Annotated in this window: 15 protein-coding genes; 9 read left to right on the top strand and 6 right to left on the bottom strand. The window is 69.8% G+C overall.

Annotation, left to right across the window (positions count from 1 at the left end; translation table 11 throughout):
- Nucleotides 1–192 precede the first annotated feature (192 nt).
- The 3 genes from F7R91_RS43550 (at nucleotide 193) to F7R91_RS40710 (ending at nucleotide 2525) form a co-directional block, all read left to right on the top strand.
- Complete coding sequence (locus tag F7R91_RS43550) at nucleotides 193–372, top strand: hypothetical protein (RefSeq protein WP_225321100.1); 180 nt, start codon at nucleotides 193–195, stop codon at nucleotides 370–372.
- The gene (locus F7R91_RS40715) at nucleotides 369–1283 is read left to right on the top strand and encodes an alpha/beta fold hydrolase (RefSeq protein WP_225321099.1); all 915 of its coding nucleotides are present in this window, start codon (nucleotides 369–371) and stop codon (nucleotides 1281–1283) included. The genes F7R91_RS43550 and F7R91_RS40715 overlap by 4 nt, the downstream gene beginning before the upstream one ends.
- Before the next feature lie 105 nt (nucleotides 1284–1388).
- Nucleotides 1389–2525, top strand: coding sequence for a PP2C family protein-serine/threonine phosphatase (locus F7R91_RS40710; protein WP_408056102.1), 1137 nt, complete (start codon nucleotides 1389–1391; stop codon nucleotides 2523–2525).
- A 33-nt stretch (nucleotides 2526–2558) separates the two neighbouring features.
- On the opposite strand, the gene F7R91_RS40705 is transcribed toward F7R91_RS40710, so the two are convergent.
- Together F7R91_RS40705 and F7R91_RS40700 are read right to left on the bottom strand one after the other, a co-directional pair.
- A complete protein-coding gene (locus tag F7R91_RS40705; RefSeq protein ID WP_331000736.1) occupies nucleotides 2559–5288 on the bottom strand; it encodes a SpoIIE family protein phosphatase in 2730 nt (909 codons plus the stop codon).
- A 130-nt stretch (nucleotides 5289–5418) separates the two neighbouring features.
- The gene (locus tag F7R91_RS40700; RefSeq protein WP_150958770.1) at nucleotides 5419–6540 is read right to left on the bottom strand and encodes a PP2C family protein-serine/threonine phosphatase; all 1122 of its coding nucleotides are present in this window, start codon (nucleotides 6538–6540) and stop codon (nucleotides 5419–5421) included.
- 183 nt (nucleotides 6541–6723) lie between these two features.
- Between F7R91_RS40700 and F7R91_RS40695 the strand changes: the two genes are divergently transcribed.
- The 4 genes from F7R91_RS40695 (at nucleotide 6724) to F7R91_RS40675 (ending at nucleotide 10227) form a co-directional block, all read left to right on the top strand.
- Entirely contained in the window at nucleotides 6724–7851 is a 1128-nt protein-coding gene (locus F7R91_RS40695; protein WP_150958768.1) for a lipid II:glycine glycyltransferase FemX, read from the top strand.
- Between the two features lie 141 nt (nucleotides 7852–7992).
- Nucleotides 7993–8628: a ParA family protein gene (locus F7R91_RS40690; protein ID WP_225321098.1), complete on the top strand. Its 636-nt coding sequence runs from the start codon at nucleotides 7993–7995 to the stop codon at nucleotides 8626–8628.
- The gene (locus tag F7R91_RS40685) at nucleotides 8625–8867 is read left to right on the top strand and encodes a hypothetical protein (RefSeq protein ID WP_150958766.1); all 243 of its coding nucleotides are present in this window, start codon (nucleotides 8625–8627) and stop codon (nucleotides 8865–8867) included. Before F7R91_RS40690 ends, F7R91_RS40685 begins: the two co-directional genes overlap by 4 nt.
- A 466-nt stretch (nucleotides 8868–9333) precedes the next feature.
- On the top strand, nucleotides 9334–10227 hold the full coding sequence (locus F7R91_RS40675) for an amidohydrolase family protein (protein ID WP_150958764.1): 894 nt from the start codon (nucleotides 9334–9336) through the stop codon (nucleotides 10225–10227).
- A gap of 65 nt (nucleotides 10228–10292) precedes the next feature.
- Here F7R91_RS40675 and F7R91_RS40670 read toward each other — a convergent pair whose 3' ends face one another.
- Complete coding sequence (locus F7R91_RS40670) at nucleotides 10293–10709, bottom strand: MarR family winged helix-turn-helix transcriptional regulator (RefSeq protein WP_150958762.1); 417 nt, start codon at nucleotides 10707–10709, stop codon at nucleotides 10293–10295.
- Nucleotides 10710–10884: 175 nt separating this feature from the next.
- Here F7R91_RS40670 and F7R91_RS40665 point away from each other — a divergent pair, with 175 nt between their 5' ends.
- The gene (locus F7R91_RS40665; protein ID WP_225321097.1) at nucleotides 10885–12396 is read left to right on the top strand and encodes an MFS transporter; all 1512 of its coding nucleotides are present in this window, start codon (nucleotides 10885–10887) and stop codon (nucleotides 12394–12396) included.
- 319 nt (nucleotides 12397–12715) lie between these two features.
- Here the strand turns inward: F7R91_RS40665 and F7R91_RS42410 are convergent, their stop codons facing one another.
- The 3 genes from F7R91_RS42410 to lysA form a co-directional block, all read right to left on the bottom strand.
- Nucleotides 12716–12922 carry a DUF6193 family natural product biosynthesis protein gene (locus tag F7R91_RS42410; RefSeq protein ID WP_191971878.1) on the bottom strand — a complete coding sequence of 69 codons (207 nt, stop codon included), beginning with the start codon at nucleotides 12920–12922 and terminating at the stop codon, nucleotides 12716–12718.
- A 675-nt stretch (nucleotides 12923–13597) separates the two neighbouring features.
- Nucleotides 13598–14920, bottom strand: a complete 1323-nt coding sequence (locus tag F7R91_RS40655) for an RNA-guided endonuclease InsQ/TnpB family protein (protein ID WP_191971877.1) — start codon at nucleotides 14918–14920, stop codon at nucleotides 13598–13600.
- Between the two features lie 363 nt (nucleotides 14921–15283).
- On the bottom strand, nucleotides 15284–16549 hold the full coding sequence (lysA, locus tag F7R91_RS40650; RefSeq protein WP_150958760.1) for a diaminopimelate decarboxylase: 1266 nt from the start codon (nucleotides 16547–16549) through the stop codon (nucleotides 15284–15286).
- Nucleotides 16550–16733: 184 nt separating this feature from the next.
- On the opposite strand from lysA, the gene F7R91_RS40645 reads away from it, so the two are divergent.
- Nucleotides 16734–17966, top strand: coding sequence for a PucR family transcriptional regulator (locus tag F7R91_RS40645; protein WP_150958758.1), 1233 nt, complete (start codon nucleotides 16734–16736; stop codon nucleotides 17964–17966).
- The last annotated feature ends 687 nt before the right edge of the window (nucleotides 17967–18653 follow it).

Raw genomic sequence — 18653 nt, 5'->3', positions numbered from 1 at the left:
CCATGATGGCAGCACAGGCACAGGTCTCCCCGGTGATCACAGAGCGTCGCAACTCCATGATCACCAGGACCTGTGCCTGTCTTGCTGCCGGGGTACCAGCACCGCGCCTATCTGCGCGACCTCTTAGGCGGGGGAGGAAGTCAACACCAGCATCGTCCTCACCCCGACACCCCGGAACGCCGTCGGCACTGCATGGACTGCGCCGAGCAACTGGAGGCCTACCTCGTTCCCGTCATCGAACGGCGCCGCCGCCACCCCGGTGAAGACCTGATATCGAAGCTGTGCACCGCCGAGTTCGACCGCATCGCCATGAGCAACCGCGAAACCGGAACCGTGCCGGCTGGATCGCCGCTGCCCTCTCCGTGTTCGTGACCACCCTCGCCCTACCAGCACTCGCCCAGCCGGAACAGGGCAACCACCGGACCCCCGCAAGCGGCATCGACTGGCACGCCTGCGCCGACACCGACTTCCAGCACATGCAGTGCGGATCGATCCGGGTACCGGTGGACTGGTCCCACCCCCGCGCCGGCAGCCTCACCCTCACCCTGGTCCGCCGGCCGGCCGACGACCAGGAGCACCGTCAGGGCACGCTGCTCGTCAACAACGGAGCGGGCGGCTCCTCGATCGAACAGCTCCGGCTGGGGTTGCGTATGCAGCTGCCCTCGTTCGCCGGCGCCATGACCCAGCGGTTCGACCTCGTCGCGGTGGATCCACGCGGAGTCGGACACAGCACGCCCATCCTCTGCGGAGAACCACTCAAGCCCGCAGGAGTCAGCCACTTCCCCCGGAACCAGGCCGCCTACGACACACTCGTCGCCCACAACCGGGCCTTCGCCGACGACTGCCGGCGCCGCAACGGCCGGCTCACCGCCCACGTCGACCTGACCAGCACCGCGCGGGACTTCGAGGCCGTACGCAAAGGACTGGGGGAGCGGCAGCTGAACTGGTACGGCATCCACTACAGCACGCTGCTCGGACGCACCTACGCCCAGCTCTACCCGGGCAGGCTGCGCACCAAGGTCCTCGACACCGCCCTGGACGACACCGGCGCGCCCCGCTCACGGATCATCGAGGAGGCGGCCACCGCCGAGACGGCCTTCGACCGCTTCACCGCCTGGTGCGCCATCCAGGCCATGGCGGCCCAGCTGCCCGGCAGCGTGGTCCTCGCCCGGGAAGGCGACGACTACAGCATGTTCCTCCTCTCCCGGTGCGTCCGGGACGCCACCAACCGCTACCTGACCACCCGCACACTGCCACGCTCCGGCACCACCTGCACCGACTGATCTTGATCTTGACCTTCAGCAGTTGACCTTCAGCAGAATGGGCCGACCCGCCCTGCCACTCCGGCAGAGCGGGCCAGCGCACTTTAAACCGATATGATGCGTTTTGTGATCATGTCCGGACGGCTGTGGCACCGTCGCCCTCCCCACGGCGGCAAATGGGAGTCGGCCCTGCTGGCACCGGTGGTTCTCACGCTCGTCATCACCGGCCTGGCGTTCTCCACACCGAGGGAGATCGCTTTCAGCCGCCTTCTGCCTGCCGCACCCGCCCTCGCCGCCGCGATGTGGCCCGTAATCCCGACGATTTTGCTGGGGACGTTCTGCCTGCTGGTCATGATCGGCCTCAGCTTTGTCTACACCGACCTGGGGACGCCTTACACAGCGGCCGCGATCGTGACGGTCACCCTGGCGGCGGCATACGCAAGCCATGTCCGGCTTCAGCGGGAGGACACGCTCTTCCATGTCCGGCTCGTCGCTGACGCCGCCCAGAAAGTGCTGCTGCGCCCCCTGCCGCGGCGCCTTCAGGACGTCGAGATCGAGTCGCTGTATCTGGCGGCCCAGGAGCAGGCCCGGATCGGCGGCGACTTCTATGAGGCGGCCGACACCCCGTACGGGGTCCGACTGCTCATCGGCGACGTACGCGGCAAGGGCCTGACCGCGGTGGGCGCGGCCTCGGCGGTGATCAGCTCGTTCCGGGAGGCCGCATACGACGAGCCCGACCTGAAGGGCGTCATCCGGCGTCTGGAGGCCAGCATCAGCCGCCACAGCGAGGCGTTCCCCGCCCATGACCTGCCGGAGCACTTCGCCACTGCCCTGATCGCCGAGATCCCGCACGGCAGCGGCCACCTCAGACTGCTCAACTGCGGGCATCCTCCGCCGCTGCTCGTGCACCGCGGGGAGACCCGCGTCCTGGAGCCGACCGCCCCTTCGCCGCCCCTCAACCTCGCGGCGCTCATCGGAGACCACTACAGCGTCGACACCGTCCCCTTGGCCCCGGGCGATCAGCTGCTGCTCTACACCGACGGCGTAACGGAGACCCGGGACCACAGCGGTGAGTTCTTTCCGCTGCCGGACTGGATGCGGGGCCAGGACCTGGCGCCGCCCCGCGAGCTGCTCGACCGGCTGCACCGGGACCTGCTCGACTACAGCGGCGGCAGGCTCGACGACGACATCGCGGCCCTCGCCGTGCGATGCCCCGGCACCCGGACCCAGGAGGGCTCCGGCGTGGGCCACCACGCACGGTGAGGCGGGGGAGGGGGACGACTCAGAGGCGTGGATTTACAGGGCGGAATCACCGAATTGTTCGAGAAGGACGTCGACCGGCGTGTGGGCCGTCGCCGCGGAGGCGCCGTCGTGAGGCGTCTGTTCCGCCCAAATGACCTTGCCGCGGGTTGTGTACCGGGTGCCCCATCGCTGTGCGAACTGGGCCACGAGGAACAAGCCCCGCCCACCTTCGTCCGTGGTCGTCGCCCGCCGCAGGCGCGGCAGGGTGCTGCTGCCGTCCGACACCTCGCAGATCAGACAGCGCCCGCACAGCAGCCGCGCCTTGACGGGGGGCGTTCCGTACCGGATCGCGTTCGTGACCAACTCACTGATGATCAGCTCCGTGGTGAACGCGATGTCTTCGAGACCCCACTCCGACAACTGCTCCCTGCACTGCGCCCGCACCGAGGGCACCACCGCGTGATCCGACGGCACGTCCCACTCGGCCACGTGCGAGCGCGGGAACAGCCTGGTACGGGCCACGAGCAGCGCGATGTCGTCGGACGGGCGGGCCGGCCCGAGCGCATCGATGACCACCTGGCACACATCCTCCGGCGTACGCCTCCCGGCCCCGGCTTCGGCCAAGGCCCGGCGCAGTGCGTCCAGCCCCACGTCCAGGTCGCGGGTACGGTCCTCCACCAGGCCGTCGGTGTACAGCACCAGTTGTGAACCCTCCGGCAGGTTCACCTCGGCGGTCTCGAACGGGTGGCCCCCCAGTCCGAGCGGAGCCGAGGCCTGTACGTCGGCGAAGGCAACGGTTCCGTCCGGCCCCACCACTGCCGGGTCGGGGTGTCCGGCACGGGCCATGGTGCAGGTCCCAGCCACCGGGTCGTAGATCGCGTACAGACATGTCGCGCCCGTCACTCCCTCACCCTCGTGGCCGTCCGGGGCATCGCCGGTGCTCTCGTCCTTGTCCATGCGCACGACCAGGTCGTCCAGGTGCCCGAGAACCTCGTCCACGGGGAGGTCGAGCGTGGAGAAGGTGTGCACCGCGGTGCGCAGTCGCCCCATCGTCGCCGCCGCATGCAGCCCGTGACCGACGACGTCGCCCATCACCAGAGCCACCCGGGCGCCGGGGAGCGGGATGACGTCGAACCAGTCCCCACCCACACCCGCGACCGCCGGCAGATAGCGCCAGGCCACGTCCAGTGCGTCCTGCTCCGGCTGCCCCCGCGGCAGCAGACTGCGTTGCAGCGTCACCGCCATCGTGTGCTCGCGCGTGAACCTCCGGGCGTTGTCGAGGGCCACGGCCGCCCGGGCGGCCAGCTCCTCCGCGAAGGACAGGTCCTCCGGCTCGAACGCAGGGGAGTCCCCCGTCCGGTAGAAGTTCGCCAGACCCAGTGACACACCCCGCGCCTGCAGCGGCACGGTGACCAGGGAATGCATCCCGCGCTCCAGGGCCTGACGAGCACGATCCGGGTCCTGCTTCTGCCAGCCGCGCGCGTTCCGCAGATCCGCCTCCAGAACGCCCCGTCCCTGTTGCAGCGTCCGCATCTGCGGAGTGCCCGGCAGGAAAGCGATCACTTCGCCGAGTGGATACACCGGCATCCCCTGCTGCCCGCCGCCGATCGCCGCACGCCGCAGCTGCCGCCATCCCTCGGTCGTCGGCTCCCACCCTCGCAGCACCGCCTCCAGCAGATCCACCGTGACGACGTCCGCGAACTGCGGCACGGCCACTTCCGCCAGTTCCTGCGCCGTACGCCGTACATCCAGCGTCGTTCCGATCCCCACCCCTGACGCGTACAGCAGCTTCAGGCGTTCCCGCGCCACCTCGGCCCGCCCGGAGAGCGCGGCCAGCTCGGTGGTGTCCCGCAACGTCACCACGCTGCCGTCCCCGGACGCGTGCGGGAAGGTGGGCCGCTTGTTCACCGACAGCAAGCGGTCGCCCGCGACGTGCAGCCCATCGGTCACCACCTCCTGCGAGGTGAGCAGCCGTGTGATCTGCTCCGGCAGTCGCAGTTCCCGCACAGGACGCCCCTGCGCCTCCGCCGGCAGGTCCAGCAGCTGACGTGCTTCGTCGTTGGCCAGCAGCAGTCGCCCGTCGGCGTCGGTGATCAGCACCCCTTCCCGCACCGCGTGCAGGACGGCGTCGTGATGCTCGTACATCCGCGCCAGCTCAACCGGGGCGAGACCGTGTGTCTGCCGCCGCAGCCGCCGGGCCACGAGCGTCGTCCCGACCGTGGCCAGCGCGAGCGCCGCCGCGCCGGCGCCGAGGGTGATCCACAGCTGGGGCAGCCACCGTTCGAAGACGTTCTTGGCCGTGATCCCTGCGGAGACCAGGCCGACGACGGTGCCGCGCGCGTCGGTGACCGGCACTACCGCCTGTACGGCCGTTCCGTCGCCGGTGGGCAGCGGCGGCCCGCCGGCCTGTTCGATGACGGTCCGGCCTTCCAGCGCCGGCTCGATGGTGCCGACGAACTTCTTCCCGATCTCCTCCGGGTAGGGATACGTGTAACGAAGGCCCTCGGTGCTGATGGCGACGACGAAATCCACGCCCGTCCTCTTCCGTGCCGCTTCGGCTCGCGGCTGCAACACCGCGCTCGGATCCGGGCTGCGGAACGCCTGGGCCACGCCGGGGGCGTTCGCGAACGACTCGGCTGCGACGACCGACTCCCTGCGCGCCTGCTGCAGAGCGTCACGTGACGCCTGGAGCACCATGGCGACCACGGCAGCCACGACCAGCAACACCACGATCAGCACCTGGAGAAGGAAAACCTGCCCGGCCGCGCTGCGCACGCTCAGCAATGAGACGCGGCGGTCCTGAGATCGTCCGGTGGGCGGATGACGCCACGGTGTCAGATATCTCCTGATGGATACCTGCATACACTCTTCATAGCACCGCCTCCTATGTCCGGCCCGATGGCGCCGGGCACGCTCAGGACGGCCGCGGCATGCGCTCGATCGCCACCATGGCGGCGTCGTCGCCCAGATGGCCGCCGACGTGCCGCATCAGGTCCCTGCGCAGATGGGCCAGGAGAGCGTCGGGACCCTTGCCGGCCTTGCCGGCCACCCGTTCGGCAAGCGGGTAGAACGTGCCGTCCCGGTTGCGGGCCTCGATGACACCGTCCGTGTAGAGAAGGGCGATGTCACCGTCCTCGAAGGCAAAGGCTTCCGCAAAGAGGTCCGATCCCCCGAATTCGGTGAGACCCAGGGGCGGGGCCGGTTGGCGCATTTCGAGGGGGCTGACCTGGCCCCGACGTACCAGCAGGGGCGGGGGGTGCCCACAGTTGATCAGGTGAAGGAGCGGCTCGTCGTCCGGGATGTCCATCACGGCGGCGGTGATGAACGCCTCTCCGCGATCCTCGGCCGCGGCTTCGGGAGCCGCTGGGTCGTCGAGGTCGGAGGAGACGGTTCCCTCCAGGAAGGTCACCAGTGCGGACAGGTCGGCCTGCCGGTGTGCCGCGCCCCGGAACGCACCCAGAAGCAGTGCGGCATCACCGACCGCCTCCAGGCCCTTGCCCCTGACATCGCCGATGACGATCCGGGTTCCCTGCTTCGTGCGGGCGGCGGCGTACAGGTCGCCGCCGATCTGCGCCGCTGATTCGGCGGCCAGGTAGACCGAGGCGATGCGCAACGGACCGATCCGCTGGGGGAGGGGCTTGAGCACCACCTCCTGGGCGGCCGTCGCGACGGAGCGCAGCTGGGTCAGCTCTGTTTCATGGCGTTCTCGCCGGGCGGCAAAAGAGGTCACGAACGCCGACATCAGGATCAGAGTGATCAGCTGGAAGGTGTGGTTCAGATCAACGAGGCTGGTGCGCACCGTCGCCACCACGGCTTGGGCCAGGACGGCGAGCGCGCCGATGCATGCGGTCGTCCGAGGTCCGGCGAACGAGGCCGTGACAGCCGGCGCGGCGATCAGGAACGGCCCGAGGTGGACACCGGGCGGAGCCAGGATGTCGACCACCGTGACAATCACGATCAGTGCGATCGGTACCGCCAGCAGCGCATGACGTGGCTCCCGCGACAGAAGATGATCTTTGGGGCGCCCAGGAACCATATGTTCTGGATACACCCCCTCATGCCCCCGCGCCCGCGAAGCCGACCCTGATATCGGCGTTGCCTCGGTCCACCTGGCTGCCGAGTCACCGGCGCAGATCACTACCCTGGACCTTGACCCGTCCGGTGATCCCGGGATCAGGCGGGGTGAGGTTGGCCGCGCCGAGCAGGAAGTAGCACACCCATGACCAGCCCCTGCGTGCGGGAGATCCCGCGCGAGGAACATCTGGCCCACCTGCGGCTGTCTCCCGACGCAAGCCATCTCCAGATCCCCGAGTGGGGCGATGTGAAGCCCGACTGGCTGCCGGAGAGCATCGGCTGGTTCGAGGGCGAGGCGATGGTCGCGGCGGCGCTCGTCCTGTACCGGCCGCTGCCCGGGACGCGGCGTTTCCTCGCGTACGTTCCCGACGGACCCGCGATCGACTGGCGCACTCCTCGTCTGGAGCGCTGGCTGGACCCGTTCATCGCCCACCTGGAGCGGATCGGGGCGTTCTCGGTGCGGATCGGACCGCCCCTGGTCGTACGTCACTGGGACGCGGCCACCGTGGCGGCGGGCATCGCCGATCCCGACGTACGGCATCTGCACGATCTGCCCGCGGCCGGCATGGACGCCTACGCCCTCGACGCCGCGGAGCGGCTGCGGCGGCTCGGGTGGCGGCCGTGCAAGGAGGACGACGGCAGCGGTTTCGGCCTCGGCCAGCCGCGCTACGGCTGCCACATCCCGCTGGCCGGGCGCTCGGTGGACGACCTTCGCGGCGCCCTCGCACCGCATTGGGAACAGTCCCTGCGTACGGCCGAGCGGGCCGGCGTCCGTGTCCAGTGGGGCACGGCCTCCGACCTGCCCGAGTTCCACGGCCTGTACACCGCAACCGCCGCCCACGACGGCTTCAAGGCCCGCCCGCTGGACTACTTCCGGCGCATGTGGAAGGCCCTGAACGCCGAGGACGACGACCGGCTCCGCCTCTATCTGGCCCAGCATGACGGCGACGTGCTCTCCGCGGCCCTCATGATCAACGTCGGCTCCCGGGTCTGGCACTCGTACGCCGCTTCCGGCCGCCGAGGGCGCCAACTGCGGCCCAGCAGCGCGCTGTTGTGGCGCATGCTGTGCGACGCACGGGCGGCGGGCGCCGAGACGTACGACCTGCGCTCCATCACCCCCGCCTTCACCGAGGACCGCCTGCTCGGCCGACTCCGCTTCAAGACGGGAACCGGCGGCCGGGCCGTGGAGTACCTCGGGGAGTGGGAACGACCGGTGGGCACCCAGGGCAAGGTGCTGCAGCGGGCGTTGGGGGTGTACCTCGGGCGGAGGTGACCTGGGGCGGCGGCCACGGCGACGAGTGCGGCGTCGAACGCGTAAGGGATGGACGTCATCGTTCTGCGACTCGGGTGAACCCGGGCATCCACCCCGCGCGCCGGACAGCGCGCACCGGCCGGGCTGATTAAGTTGGCGGACGTGTTGCTGAGCTGTGCGTTCGTCAATTTGAAGCCCGGTGTGGGGAAGACGACCAGCGCCGTCTGGCTGGCCCACGCCCTGTACGAGCTGGGACTGCCCCCGCTGCTGGTCGACAGCGACCCGGCCGGCTCCGCTCTGCGCTGGAGCGAGCTCGCCGGCGGCTTCCCCTTTCCGGTGATCGCCCTTCCTGTGGGCGATGTGCACCGCCGCGTCGACGACTTCCTGGGCGGACGGCAGACCGTGGTGCTCGACGCGCCGCAACTGGAGGACCACGCCCGTATCGCACGCAGCGTGATGCGCCACGCCAACGAATGGATCGTGCCGATCACCCCGGCCCCGATCGAGCTGGACCGGATGGCTCCCATTCAGACCGAGATGGGCGACGTGCAGTCCCTTCGCCCGCAGCCGGCCCGCACCGCGGTGCTGCTCAACCGCACCAACCGCCCCGGCACCACACGCACCGGTCCCGACGCAGACGCCCGAGAGGTGCTCGCGGAACGAGGATTCGACGTCCTCGACAGCCAGATCGCCCGCCTCGACCTGTACTCCCAGTCGTTCGGCGGTCCGGTGCGCGTCCAGGGAACGGCGTACATGGACCTCGCGAACGAACTCCTCAAACGTCAGGCATGCGAATGAACCAGCGCAAGGACAACTACCGCGCGGCCTTGCGGCGGGGTCAGGCGGACCCGGGTCCGCACACCCCCAAGCCGACGACGCTGAGCAACAGGTACGTCCGGATCACCATCGAGCTCGATCCGGACGTGCAGCGGAACCTGGACCGGTGGATGGAGCCGGCGGTCACCTTGCTGACAAACACCGGCGCGACCGCCGTGCGCGTCCTGACCATGCTCACCGCCAGAAGGCCCCCTCGCTGAAGCTCAGCTGATCCAGCAGCTCTGCCACGCTCGTCCGCAGGTCGGCCGCAGCGCCCTCGTGACCGCTCGGTTGCCTCAGATGCACCTGTTGGAACAGCCCGTCAAAAGGCGCGTACGCCACCGAAGGTGAGACAGCCGATGGCGAGCCGGCCAGCGGTCGATCTGTTCGCCCTGGGGCGCCTGTCCGGCGACTGGGTGACTCGGCGGTCCTGATCTGATCGTGGGGGACTCGCCGCAAACGCTGCCCGGCACGGGCGGCCTGCGGATCTGTATCCTGCCCGCCGAAGACCGCGGCTTGGCGGACGTCCTCCGGCTCGTCACCTGACGGCGGCCGTTCCGGATGCTGTGCATGAACGGGTCGTGCACCGTGATCTGGCGCCCAGGGGTCCGACCATGACGTGCGTGAAGGAGTGGAACCGGTGCCAGGTTGCCAGGGTTCGGCGAATCCACGAGTTCGGGAGGGGCCGTGAGTGAAGTGCCTGCCGGGGAGGAAGCCGCTGAGGTCCGCCGTTTCTGGGGTCGGCTCGGTCTTCCCGGGCTCGTCGACGTCCACACGCACTTCATGCCCGAGCGCGTCCTGCGCAAGGTGTGGGACTACTTCGATGCGCTCGGACCGCTGACCGGTGGCCTCGAATGGCCGATCACCTACCGGCAGGAGGAGGCCGAACGGGCCGCTCTGCTCCGGGAGTTCGGCGTACGGGCCTTCACCGCGATGCTCTACCCGCACAAGCCCGGCATGGCCCGGTGGCTGAACGGCTGGGCGGCCGACTTCGCCCACCGCACCCCGGACTGTCTGCACACCGCCACTGTGTACCCCGAGCCGGGAGTCGAGGCCCACGTCCGGGAGGCGATCGAGGCGGGCGCTCGCGTCTTCAAGGCGCATGTGCAAGTGGGGGCGTACGACCCGGCCGACGAACTCCTCCAGCCGGCATGGGGGTTGCTGGCCGAGGCCCGGATCCCCGTGGTGATCCACTGCGGCTCGGGGCCCGCGCCCGGCAAGCACACCGGCCCCGAGCCCGTCGCGCAGGTGCTCGCGCGGCACCCCAGGCTGCGACTGGTCGTCGCGCATCTGGGGATGCCCGAGTACGAGGATTTCCTCGGCCTCGCCGAGCGGTACGGGGAGGTGCGGCTGGACACGACGATGGCGTGCACCGACTTCGCCGAGGGTTTCATGCCGTTTCCCCGCCGGGCCCTGCCCCGGCTGGCCGCTCTCGGCGACCGCATCCTGCTCGGCTCCGACTTCCCCAACATTCCCTATCCCTACGTGCACCAGCTGCAGGCCCTGGAGCGGCTGGGGCTGGGGGAGTCGTGGCTGCGGGCGGTGTGCCATGACAACGCGGCGGAGCTGTTCGGGCTGTGAGAGCTTGATCGTGACGTCCGGGTTCAGGGCCACTCGGTTGTTCGATCGGGTGGCGCCTGCGCACGTCAGTGGGGGAAGACGACCGTCAGCAGGCGGAAGAGCTCGGTGCGCTCCTCCTCGGACAGCTTGTCCAGGCCGGTCTGGGTCTGCTCCATCCGCTCGCGGATCGTGTCGATCGCCTTCTCACCCGTCTCGGTGAGGGCGACGTTCTTCACGCGGCGGTCGGTGCTGCTGACCTCGCGGTGGACCAGGTCGCGCTTTTCGAGTCGGTCGATGATCCCGGTCATGTTCGACGCGTCGCAGGCGAGGGTGTGGGCGAGGGAGCGCATGGAGGCCGGCGCGCGGCGCAGCACCGAGAGGGTCTTGGCCTGGCTGGCGGTGAGGCTCAGGTCGGCGGCGGCGGAGGTGAAGTCGGCGTAGTGCGTACTGACCGAATGGGCGAGCAGCTCCATGAGCTGCGCCTTGGACGGGGTGGACGGCATGTGTTCGAGGGTACCGCGTAAAGCTTGATACTCCCAATCTTTGACATTCACCAGCTCCGTATTGTTTGATGTTCTCAAGCATCGAGCATCTCAATGGTTTGGCTCCTCGACCATCGATGCGTGCCCCCCTTTGGCTCCCTTCTCCTTCCCCTCTCCTTCCACCGGAAAGAAGACCGTGAAGTCCTCCCTTCCCACCGCGCCGGAGCGCCGCACCGGCAGCCTCAGCCTCGTTCTGGTGCTGGGCCTGGCCGCCATGGTCGTATCGATGATGCAGACCCTGGTCGTTCCGATCCTCGGCATCATCCAGAACGACCTCGGCGCCACCACGGCCCAGGTCAGCTGGGTCACCACCGCCACACTGCTGTCGGCCGCGGTCTTCACGCCGCTGCTGGGCCGCTTCGGCGACCAGCACGGCACAAAGCCGACGCTGCTCGGTGTGCTGGTGGTGATGGTCGCCGGATCCGTGCTCGCCGCGACCACGAGTTCGATGCTCTGGCTCATCGTGGCCCGCGTGCTGCAGGGCGCCGCCACCGCGATCTTCCCGCTCGCGCTGTCCGTGCTGCGCCAAGAGGTCGAGCCCGCGCGGCTGCCCGGCGCCATGGCCCTGGTCAGCGGAACACTCGGCTTCGGCAGCGGCCTGGCCCTGGTGAGCGCCGGCCTGCTGGCCCAGGGCGCCAACCCCGACTACCACCTGGTCTTCTGGCTGGCCGCCGCCCTCGCCATCGCCGCCCTCGTCGCGGTCGCGGTCGCCGTACCCGCGCCCCGCACCCGCACCGGCGGGCGCACCGACTGGCTCGGCGCCGCCGGACTCGCCCTGCTGCTCGTCCTGCTCCTGCTGCCCATCTCGCAGGGCCACACCTGGGGCTGGACCTCGGCCCGCACCCTCGCCCTCTTCGCCGGCGCCGCCGTCACGGCCGTCGTCTGGGTCGTCGTCGAACGCAGGGTCCGCGACCCGCTGGTCGACATGAAGATGTTCGTCCACCGGCCGGTGCTGTTCACCAACCTCGCCGGACTGCTCGTCGGATTCGCCATGTTCTCCCAGTTCATCGGGGTCTCCTACCTCGTCCAGACACCCGCTGAGATCGCCGGCTACGGCTTTGGCGCCTCCGTCCTGCGCGCCTCCGTCGTCTACCTGCTGCCCTCCACCCTCGTCTCACTCGTCGCCGCCCAGTTCGGAGGCATGCTGGTCCGCCGCATCGGCGCGCGTTTCACTCTCGCCGCCGGCGCGCTGTTCGGGGTCGTCGGGTTCGCCTGGCTGACCTTCGCCCACGACGCCACCGCGTCGGTGATCCTGGCCGGCATGGTCATCGGCATCGCCATCAGCTTCGGCTACGCCGCGATGCCCGCCCTGATCGTGGCCGGCGTCCCTCACCACCAGACCGGCATCGCCAACGGCATCAACTCCATCTCCCGCTCCACCGGCAGCGCGATCGGCAGCGCGGTCATCACCTCGCTGCTCGCCTCCAAGACGCTCGACAACCTGCCCCCCGGCACTCCCGCGCTGCCCGCCGAGAGCCAGTACACCCTCAGCTTCGCCCTCGCCGGCATGGCGTTCGTGCTGGTCATCGGCGTGGCGATGGTGGGCCTGGCGACCCGCCGCCGTACGCCTGAGTCACCCGCCACCGACACTGCGGCCCCGTCCAGCGATCGCGACACCACGCCCGCACGCCTGGCCGTCAAGGCCTGACCGCACCCCCATGCAAGGCCGCGGGCGGCTGTTGCGGCACTGCCCACGGAACGACGGCCCGGCTCACCATGCCGGGCCGTCGTCCCGCCATGACCAGAGCGACTCAGCCCGGACCGGGCCTCGTGGGATCGACCTACGGGCGCACCGGATCCAAGCTCGCCGACGACCCCGAATACGACGAGCTGTACGCGTCCCGCCGCCCCCACGCCCTGCCTGCGACCGCGACCGTCGGCTGCGCCTTCAGCAGATACGCGATTCAGGTGGCCAACTGCGGCGCTCAGCACGGTCATCCATCGCGCTCAGTCGGCCGCTCTCAGCATCAATGCGCAAGGCTCCTGGCAGACCGTGAGCGGTGTCTCGCCGGTCGGCTGCTGCGCTGGTAGAGGGCGCGCAGCGCCGGCTCGGCATGCGCCGCCTCGATCAGGGCTTGGTATGTCTCCTGCCAGGTGTACTCCAGTTCGCCCGCCTCCTGGCGCATGCTCTGCCACTCGGATTCCGTCAGGCGGGCCGGATCGTGGTCGGGCACCTCGAACCGGCCGGTCGGGTGTACGAAGGGTGCCGCCCGGCGGATGTCGTCCAGGGCCGCCCCGTCGTGCCAGGCCCGGGCCGCTCCGGCGACCTCCGCCAGGTCCTCCGTCCGGCCGTCGATGAGGCACAGGCTCTGGAACGGTTCCGTGCCGCGGATCGACCACCGCCGTTCGTGCGACCATGCGCTGATCTGCAGCGGCTCTCGGTGCGGCAGGGTGCTGGCTACGGCCGCGTGGAGCAGCGGAGCGGAGCCCGGGGACAGGACGGGGACGGCGCGGAGGCACCCTTCCGCCTCGGCACGGAGCGCTGCTGCGAGGCTGCCGAAGGACGCGACGTCGGGGTACAGGACGGCGGGATCAGGAGGAGTGGGCCAGGCGCCTGATTGTGCCCGACCCGCTCACATCCGGCCCGGGGAGATGGCTCCCGCAGGCCCCTCCATGCCCCTCGGCTCATCTTGGCTCATCGCGACGGCACGGGGCACGAGGAACAGCAGTAGAGAGAGCCCGCGCTCCAACAACCGTCATGGTCGATCGGTGGGATCCGCCGATGGGTGTCGGGGTCATGTCGGCGGCCCTGTCGAGGCCCGTGCCTGGCGCTGCCTCGGGGTACGCCTCGAGGCGGGAGTTGCGGCGGCTGTGAAGTGCTCTCCCTCGCAAACGAGGGAGATTCCTGCCTACCTTGCGGTGGCGGGCTTGACGCCACGGGGACGCCTGACGACTGCCCTCCCGGCAGCCGGGGTGAGCGCGTGGCCCATCTGGTACAGGTGCAGCACGTTCCGGGCTGCGTTCCAGTCCGCGTTGCCGGACCATCCGCAGTCGGGGCTCTTGCACACGAACGTGGCCTGATCCTCCCGGCTGCCCGGTGTGGTGATACCACATGCTGAGCAGCGCAGGGAGGTGCCGGGGGCGGGAACCTTGTGCAGGGCGCCGCCGTGGCGGGCGGTCTTGTACGTCAGCATTGTCACGGTGCGGCCCCATGCCTCCTGGCTGATGGCGCGGTTCAGGCCGGACTTGTGGGCGACGTTCCTGCCGGGTTCCTCGGTGGTGCCCTTGGCGGACTTGACCATGCTCTTGATGTTGAGCTGTTCGACCACGATGGTGCCGTACTGCATGGCAATGCTGGTGGTGGTCTTGTGCTGCCAGTCAACGGCGCGGCGCGTGGCTTTTGCGCGGAGCTGCTTGATCTGGTCGTAGGTGTGCCGCAAGCGGCGGGAGGTCTTCTCCCCGCACTGGCGGTGCTGCTTGCGCTGGGCAGCGCGTCGTTCAAGGCCCAGCAGCTTGGCCTTCTCCTGCGGGTTCAGCCACTTGTCGCGGTCGGCCTTCCCGTTGGGGAGACGGGGCGGGTGGCCGTGGTCACGGTGGTTGCCGTCCGAGAGGGCCAGGGGCAGGTTCACCCCGGCGTCGATGCCAACGTGCGGGCCGGGGTGTGGCTCCGGCTTGGCCTGGAGGGCCTGGACGCGGAAGGCGATGTGCCAGCCGAGAGCGTCCTTGACCAGCCGGGCCCCGGTGACACGGTTGCCGGTGGTGGCGTGCTTGCCGACCGGGAGGTCCTTCGTCCAGCGGAAGCTGACGCGGCCGATCTTGGGGATGTTGACCATGCCCCAGCGGCGGTGCACACGGGTGATGTTCAGGTCCCGGCCCTGCGGGATGTCCACGGACATCATCGTGCGGATGCGGGCCTTGAAGTTCGGGGCGTCGGCGCGGCCGTCCCAGCGGTTTCGCCAGGCCTGGAAGTAAGTCTTCAGCACGGCCTGCGCGGCCTGGGCGGGGAGCACGCCGAGCCAGTCGATCTCCTTGCGGGCCTGACGGATCGCGGCGTCGGCCGCGGCCAGGGAGCGCTTGTCCTTGGGGAGCATCGACCACAAGTCGTGCAGGCAGTTCCACATGGTGCGGGCCGCGTGGGCCTGGTCGTCCATGAGCCGGATCTGCGCAGGTGTCAGCGCCAGCCGGGCGCGGTGCCCGAACTGCCGCTTCTCCTGGACACGTTCCGTACTCACCCGACCTTTCTATCATTTGGTTCATGTCACCACGATGGAATCCAAATCCCGAGAGGTCTGAAGGGCTTCGAGGCCGAGCTGAAGCAGGTCAACGTGAAGCAGAAGCGCCCGGACTGAGCCCCGCTGCATCGTGGGAGCATTCCGAAGCGATACGGCAGCGCTCCGCGTCGCCCCACTCAGGATGCGATTCCTCCCGGGCATGAACGCTCGAGGTTCCCTGCAAGGTCAGGCTGAAAGGCTGCTGACGTGTCGTCGGCTTGGATGACATCTGGAACCTCTCCGTGGTGCGGTACGGCTGCTTGGACGAGGGAAGAGTGGGTTCTGCGGGTGGGTTCTGCGGGGTGGGGGTGGCCCTGCCGCCCTTCAGGGCAGGTCGCGCCGCCGCAAGTCGTCGTAGGTCTCCCGGCGCACCACGGCCCGCGCCTCGCCGTCGCGGCAGAAGACGACGGGCGGCCGCAGCGCGCCGTTGTAGTTGTTGGCGAGGGAGTAGCAGTACGCGCCGGTGACCGGAACGGCGATCAGGTCTCCGGGCCGGGGGTCGCGCAGGGGCACGTCCACGCTGAGCAGGTCTCCCGACTCGCAGTGCCTGCCCACCAGATGGCACGGGTCGCCGCCGCCCACCCGAGTGGCGACGGTGGCTTCGAAACGCTGCCCGTACAGGGCGACTTCAAGGTTGTCCCCCATACCGCCGTCCACGGCGACGAAGACCGGCTCGCCGTGCTTGACGGTGGCGACTCGGTAGAGCGTCACTCCGGCCTCGGCGACCAGGGAACGGCCGGGCTCGATCATGATCCGCGCCCCACGGGGCAAGCCTCGGCGGGCGGCGTCCACCAGTGCATCCAGGTACTCCTCGACGCTGGGTGGGGTGTCGCCGTATGTGTAGCGGGCGCCGAGGCCGCCGCCGACGTTGTAGACGTCGAACGTGCCCAGGTCCGCCACAGCCTCGACAGCGCGCACGAACGGCTCGGTGTCGAGGATCTGGGACCCGATGTGCACGTGCACCCCGTCCAGCCGCAGTACGTCGCTGGCGCGCAGCCGGGCGATGGCCTTGCGCGCCTGAGGCAGTGTCAGCCCGAACTTCGATCCCTCCTGGCCCGTGGAGACCGCGGCATGGGTGTCGGGGCGGATTCCGGGCGTGACGCGGACCAGGACGGACTGCCGGCGATCCCCGGTGACCAACTGCTCCAGCCGGTCGATGTCGTCGAAGTTGTCGATGACGATCAGACCTGCCCCGGCCTGCACGGCCAGGGCCAGTTCCGCGTCCGTCTTGGCATTGCCGTGCACCACCAGCGTTGCGGGATCGACGCCGGCAGCCAGGGCCAGGGCCAGCTCACCGCCGCCGGCGACATCGATGCTCAGGCCCTCCGCGGCCAGCAGTCGGTAGACGGCTGTGCAAGGGAAAGCCTTGGAGGCGAACGCGACCCGTGAGTTGGCCCAGCGGGCGGCGAGCCCGTCGGCGTACCGGCGGGCGCGCCCCCGTAGTGCCGCCTCGTCCACGATGAGCGCCGGGGTGCCGAAGCGCTCTGCGAGATCGGTCACCGAGCAGCCCGCGATCACCAGCGTGCCGTCCCGGTCTAGGACGGTCCCCGGCGGGAACAGGCTGAGCAACTCCTGCTGCGAGGCGCCCATGGATTTCTCCTCCGTTGTGCGAGGGCACGGGCCGGCCTTCCGTGAGTGCGGTCGAAGGCGGCGTGCGGCGGCGTAGGGGACCGCGTCCAGCCCAGGCGAGGCCCGGAACGGGCGAGGCGCGGCCGGATCATCGTCGAGCCTCGGCACCCGTCACTTCTTTGTCCGGATCGCCTAGGATCTGGTCATGTCTTCGTCGAAAGCGCCGATCCCCGTCGACAGTGGAGCGGGCGAGGAGCTCTTCGCCCTCGCCGACGCCATCGCCGCGGTCATCGGAGGTTCGGTGGCCATCGAGGATCTCGACACCCGGGTCCTCGCGTACTCGACCATTCCGGACCAGCGCATCGACGAGCTGCGCCGCCAGGGAATCCTGGGCCGTCGCGTCCCCGACCAACCGGGGCAGCGGGCCGCGCTCCAGTTGCACCAGTACCGAACGGTGCTGGCCGCCACCGATGTCGTGCGACTGCCGGGGCTCGCTGAGGAGGAGCTGCCGCGCGCGGCCGTCGCGGTGCGCGCGGGTGACCTGCCGCTCGGCACGATCTGGGCGATCGAGGACGGAACCCCACTGGATGCCGCGGGCGAGCGGGCTTTGCTGGATGGCGCACGCACCGCCGCCCTGCACATGCTGCGTCGTCGTAGCGCCGCCGCCCTGGAACTGCACGCCCGCGAGCAGGCGTTGCGCGCGGGCATCGACGGCACTGCCCCCGCGAAGGAGACGGCGTACCGGCTCGGCCTGACCCCGAGCACTCCGGTGACTCTGCTCGGCTTCGCCCCTGCCGGTGCGGGCCGTGGCTCGGCGGAACTGCTGACCCGTCTCGGCGTCGGACTCGGCCGGCACTGGGCGGCAGTACGTCCTGAAGCCGCCGTCGCCACGGGACCTCGGGCCGTGTACACCATGGTGCCGAGTGAGGATGCGGCATCGGCTCGTCGGCTTGCGGCTCAGGCTCTCGCCGCCGGACCCCTTCCCCGAGAGAATCCCCTGCGGGCCGCCGTGAGCACGCTCGCCACCGGCGTGGCCGAACTCCCTGAGCTCCGTGCCGAGGTGGATGACGTGCTGCGGGTGACGACGGGTGATGTGGACGCACCCGTGGTCGCCGCTCTGGCCGACGTCCACGCGCGGGTGCTGCTCGCGCATCTGGCGGACGAACTCAACCGCAGACCGAGGCTGCGCCGCCCGGATGTCACGGCCATGCTCGAGTACGACCGTGCCCATGACACGCCCTACGCCACCTCGGTGACGGCCTGGCTGGACGCCGTCGGCAACGTCGGTGAGGCGGCGCGGCGCCTCACGGTGCACCAGAACACTCTGAAGTACAGGCTGCGCCGCGCCCGCGAACTGTTCGGTCTCGACCTGGACGATCCGGACGACCGGCTCTCCTGCTGGCTGCAGCTCCGCGTTTCCCTCGAGCCGGGATCCTGACGGCGTCGAGCCGGCCAAGGCCTCAGAGCGAGTAACTCCCACTCCTGACCGGTCAGTTCATGGCTGCGTATCACGCCGGCGTGATCCACCATCCACAGGGTCCTTGAACCTCGGACCCTTGTGGAGGACGGGCCGACCGCCCTGCACTGCGGCGACGGCGAATGTCGTGGCTCATGCAAGGATCAACCGGTACACGTCTATTTTGCGCAACGATTGGTTCATTACACGCAACGAATCTGCATGTCAGACGGCATCGAGCCCTCATAGGGTCTCTCCTGCAGGACGAAGAGCGGCGGCGATCCCGAAGCTCGGTGTATCCGTCGGGTCTGCACGCCAGCCACCATGCAGCGCCAGGCCCGGCGTGGTGGCTTCACCGCACCGTCCGGCTTCGTGCCCCGCCTGCCGTCCGAGCACACCTGCCTGCTGAACGGGGCAGGCGCGCCCTGGCACGACCCGCTCATTCGAAGACCCGCTCGCCCCGTCGGCGACGGCGCCCCATCACCGCCAAAGGACCCCGATCATGACCGCAAGCACCACCCGTCGTACGACCGCTGCCAGAGCCCGGATTGCCGCGGTCGGTGCGATCGCGGTCGCAGGCGCGCTGCTGCTCACCGCCTGCGGTGACCAGACGGACCAGGGCAGCAGTGACAGTACGTCGGAGGCGAGCGCCGCGGCGCCGCTGGCCGA

Source organism: Streptomyces luteolifulvus (genome assembly GCF_008806595.1).
GTDB lineage: Bacteria > Actinomycetota > Actinomycetes > Streptomycetales > Streptomycetaceae > Streptomyces > Streptomyces luteolifulvus.
The sequence above is the reverse complement of the archived record's forward strand: the minus strand, read 5'-3'. Positions and strand labels throughout refer to the sequence as shown.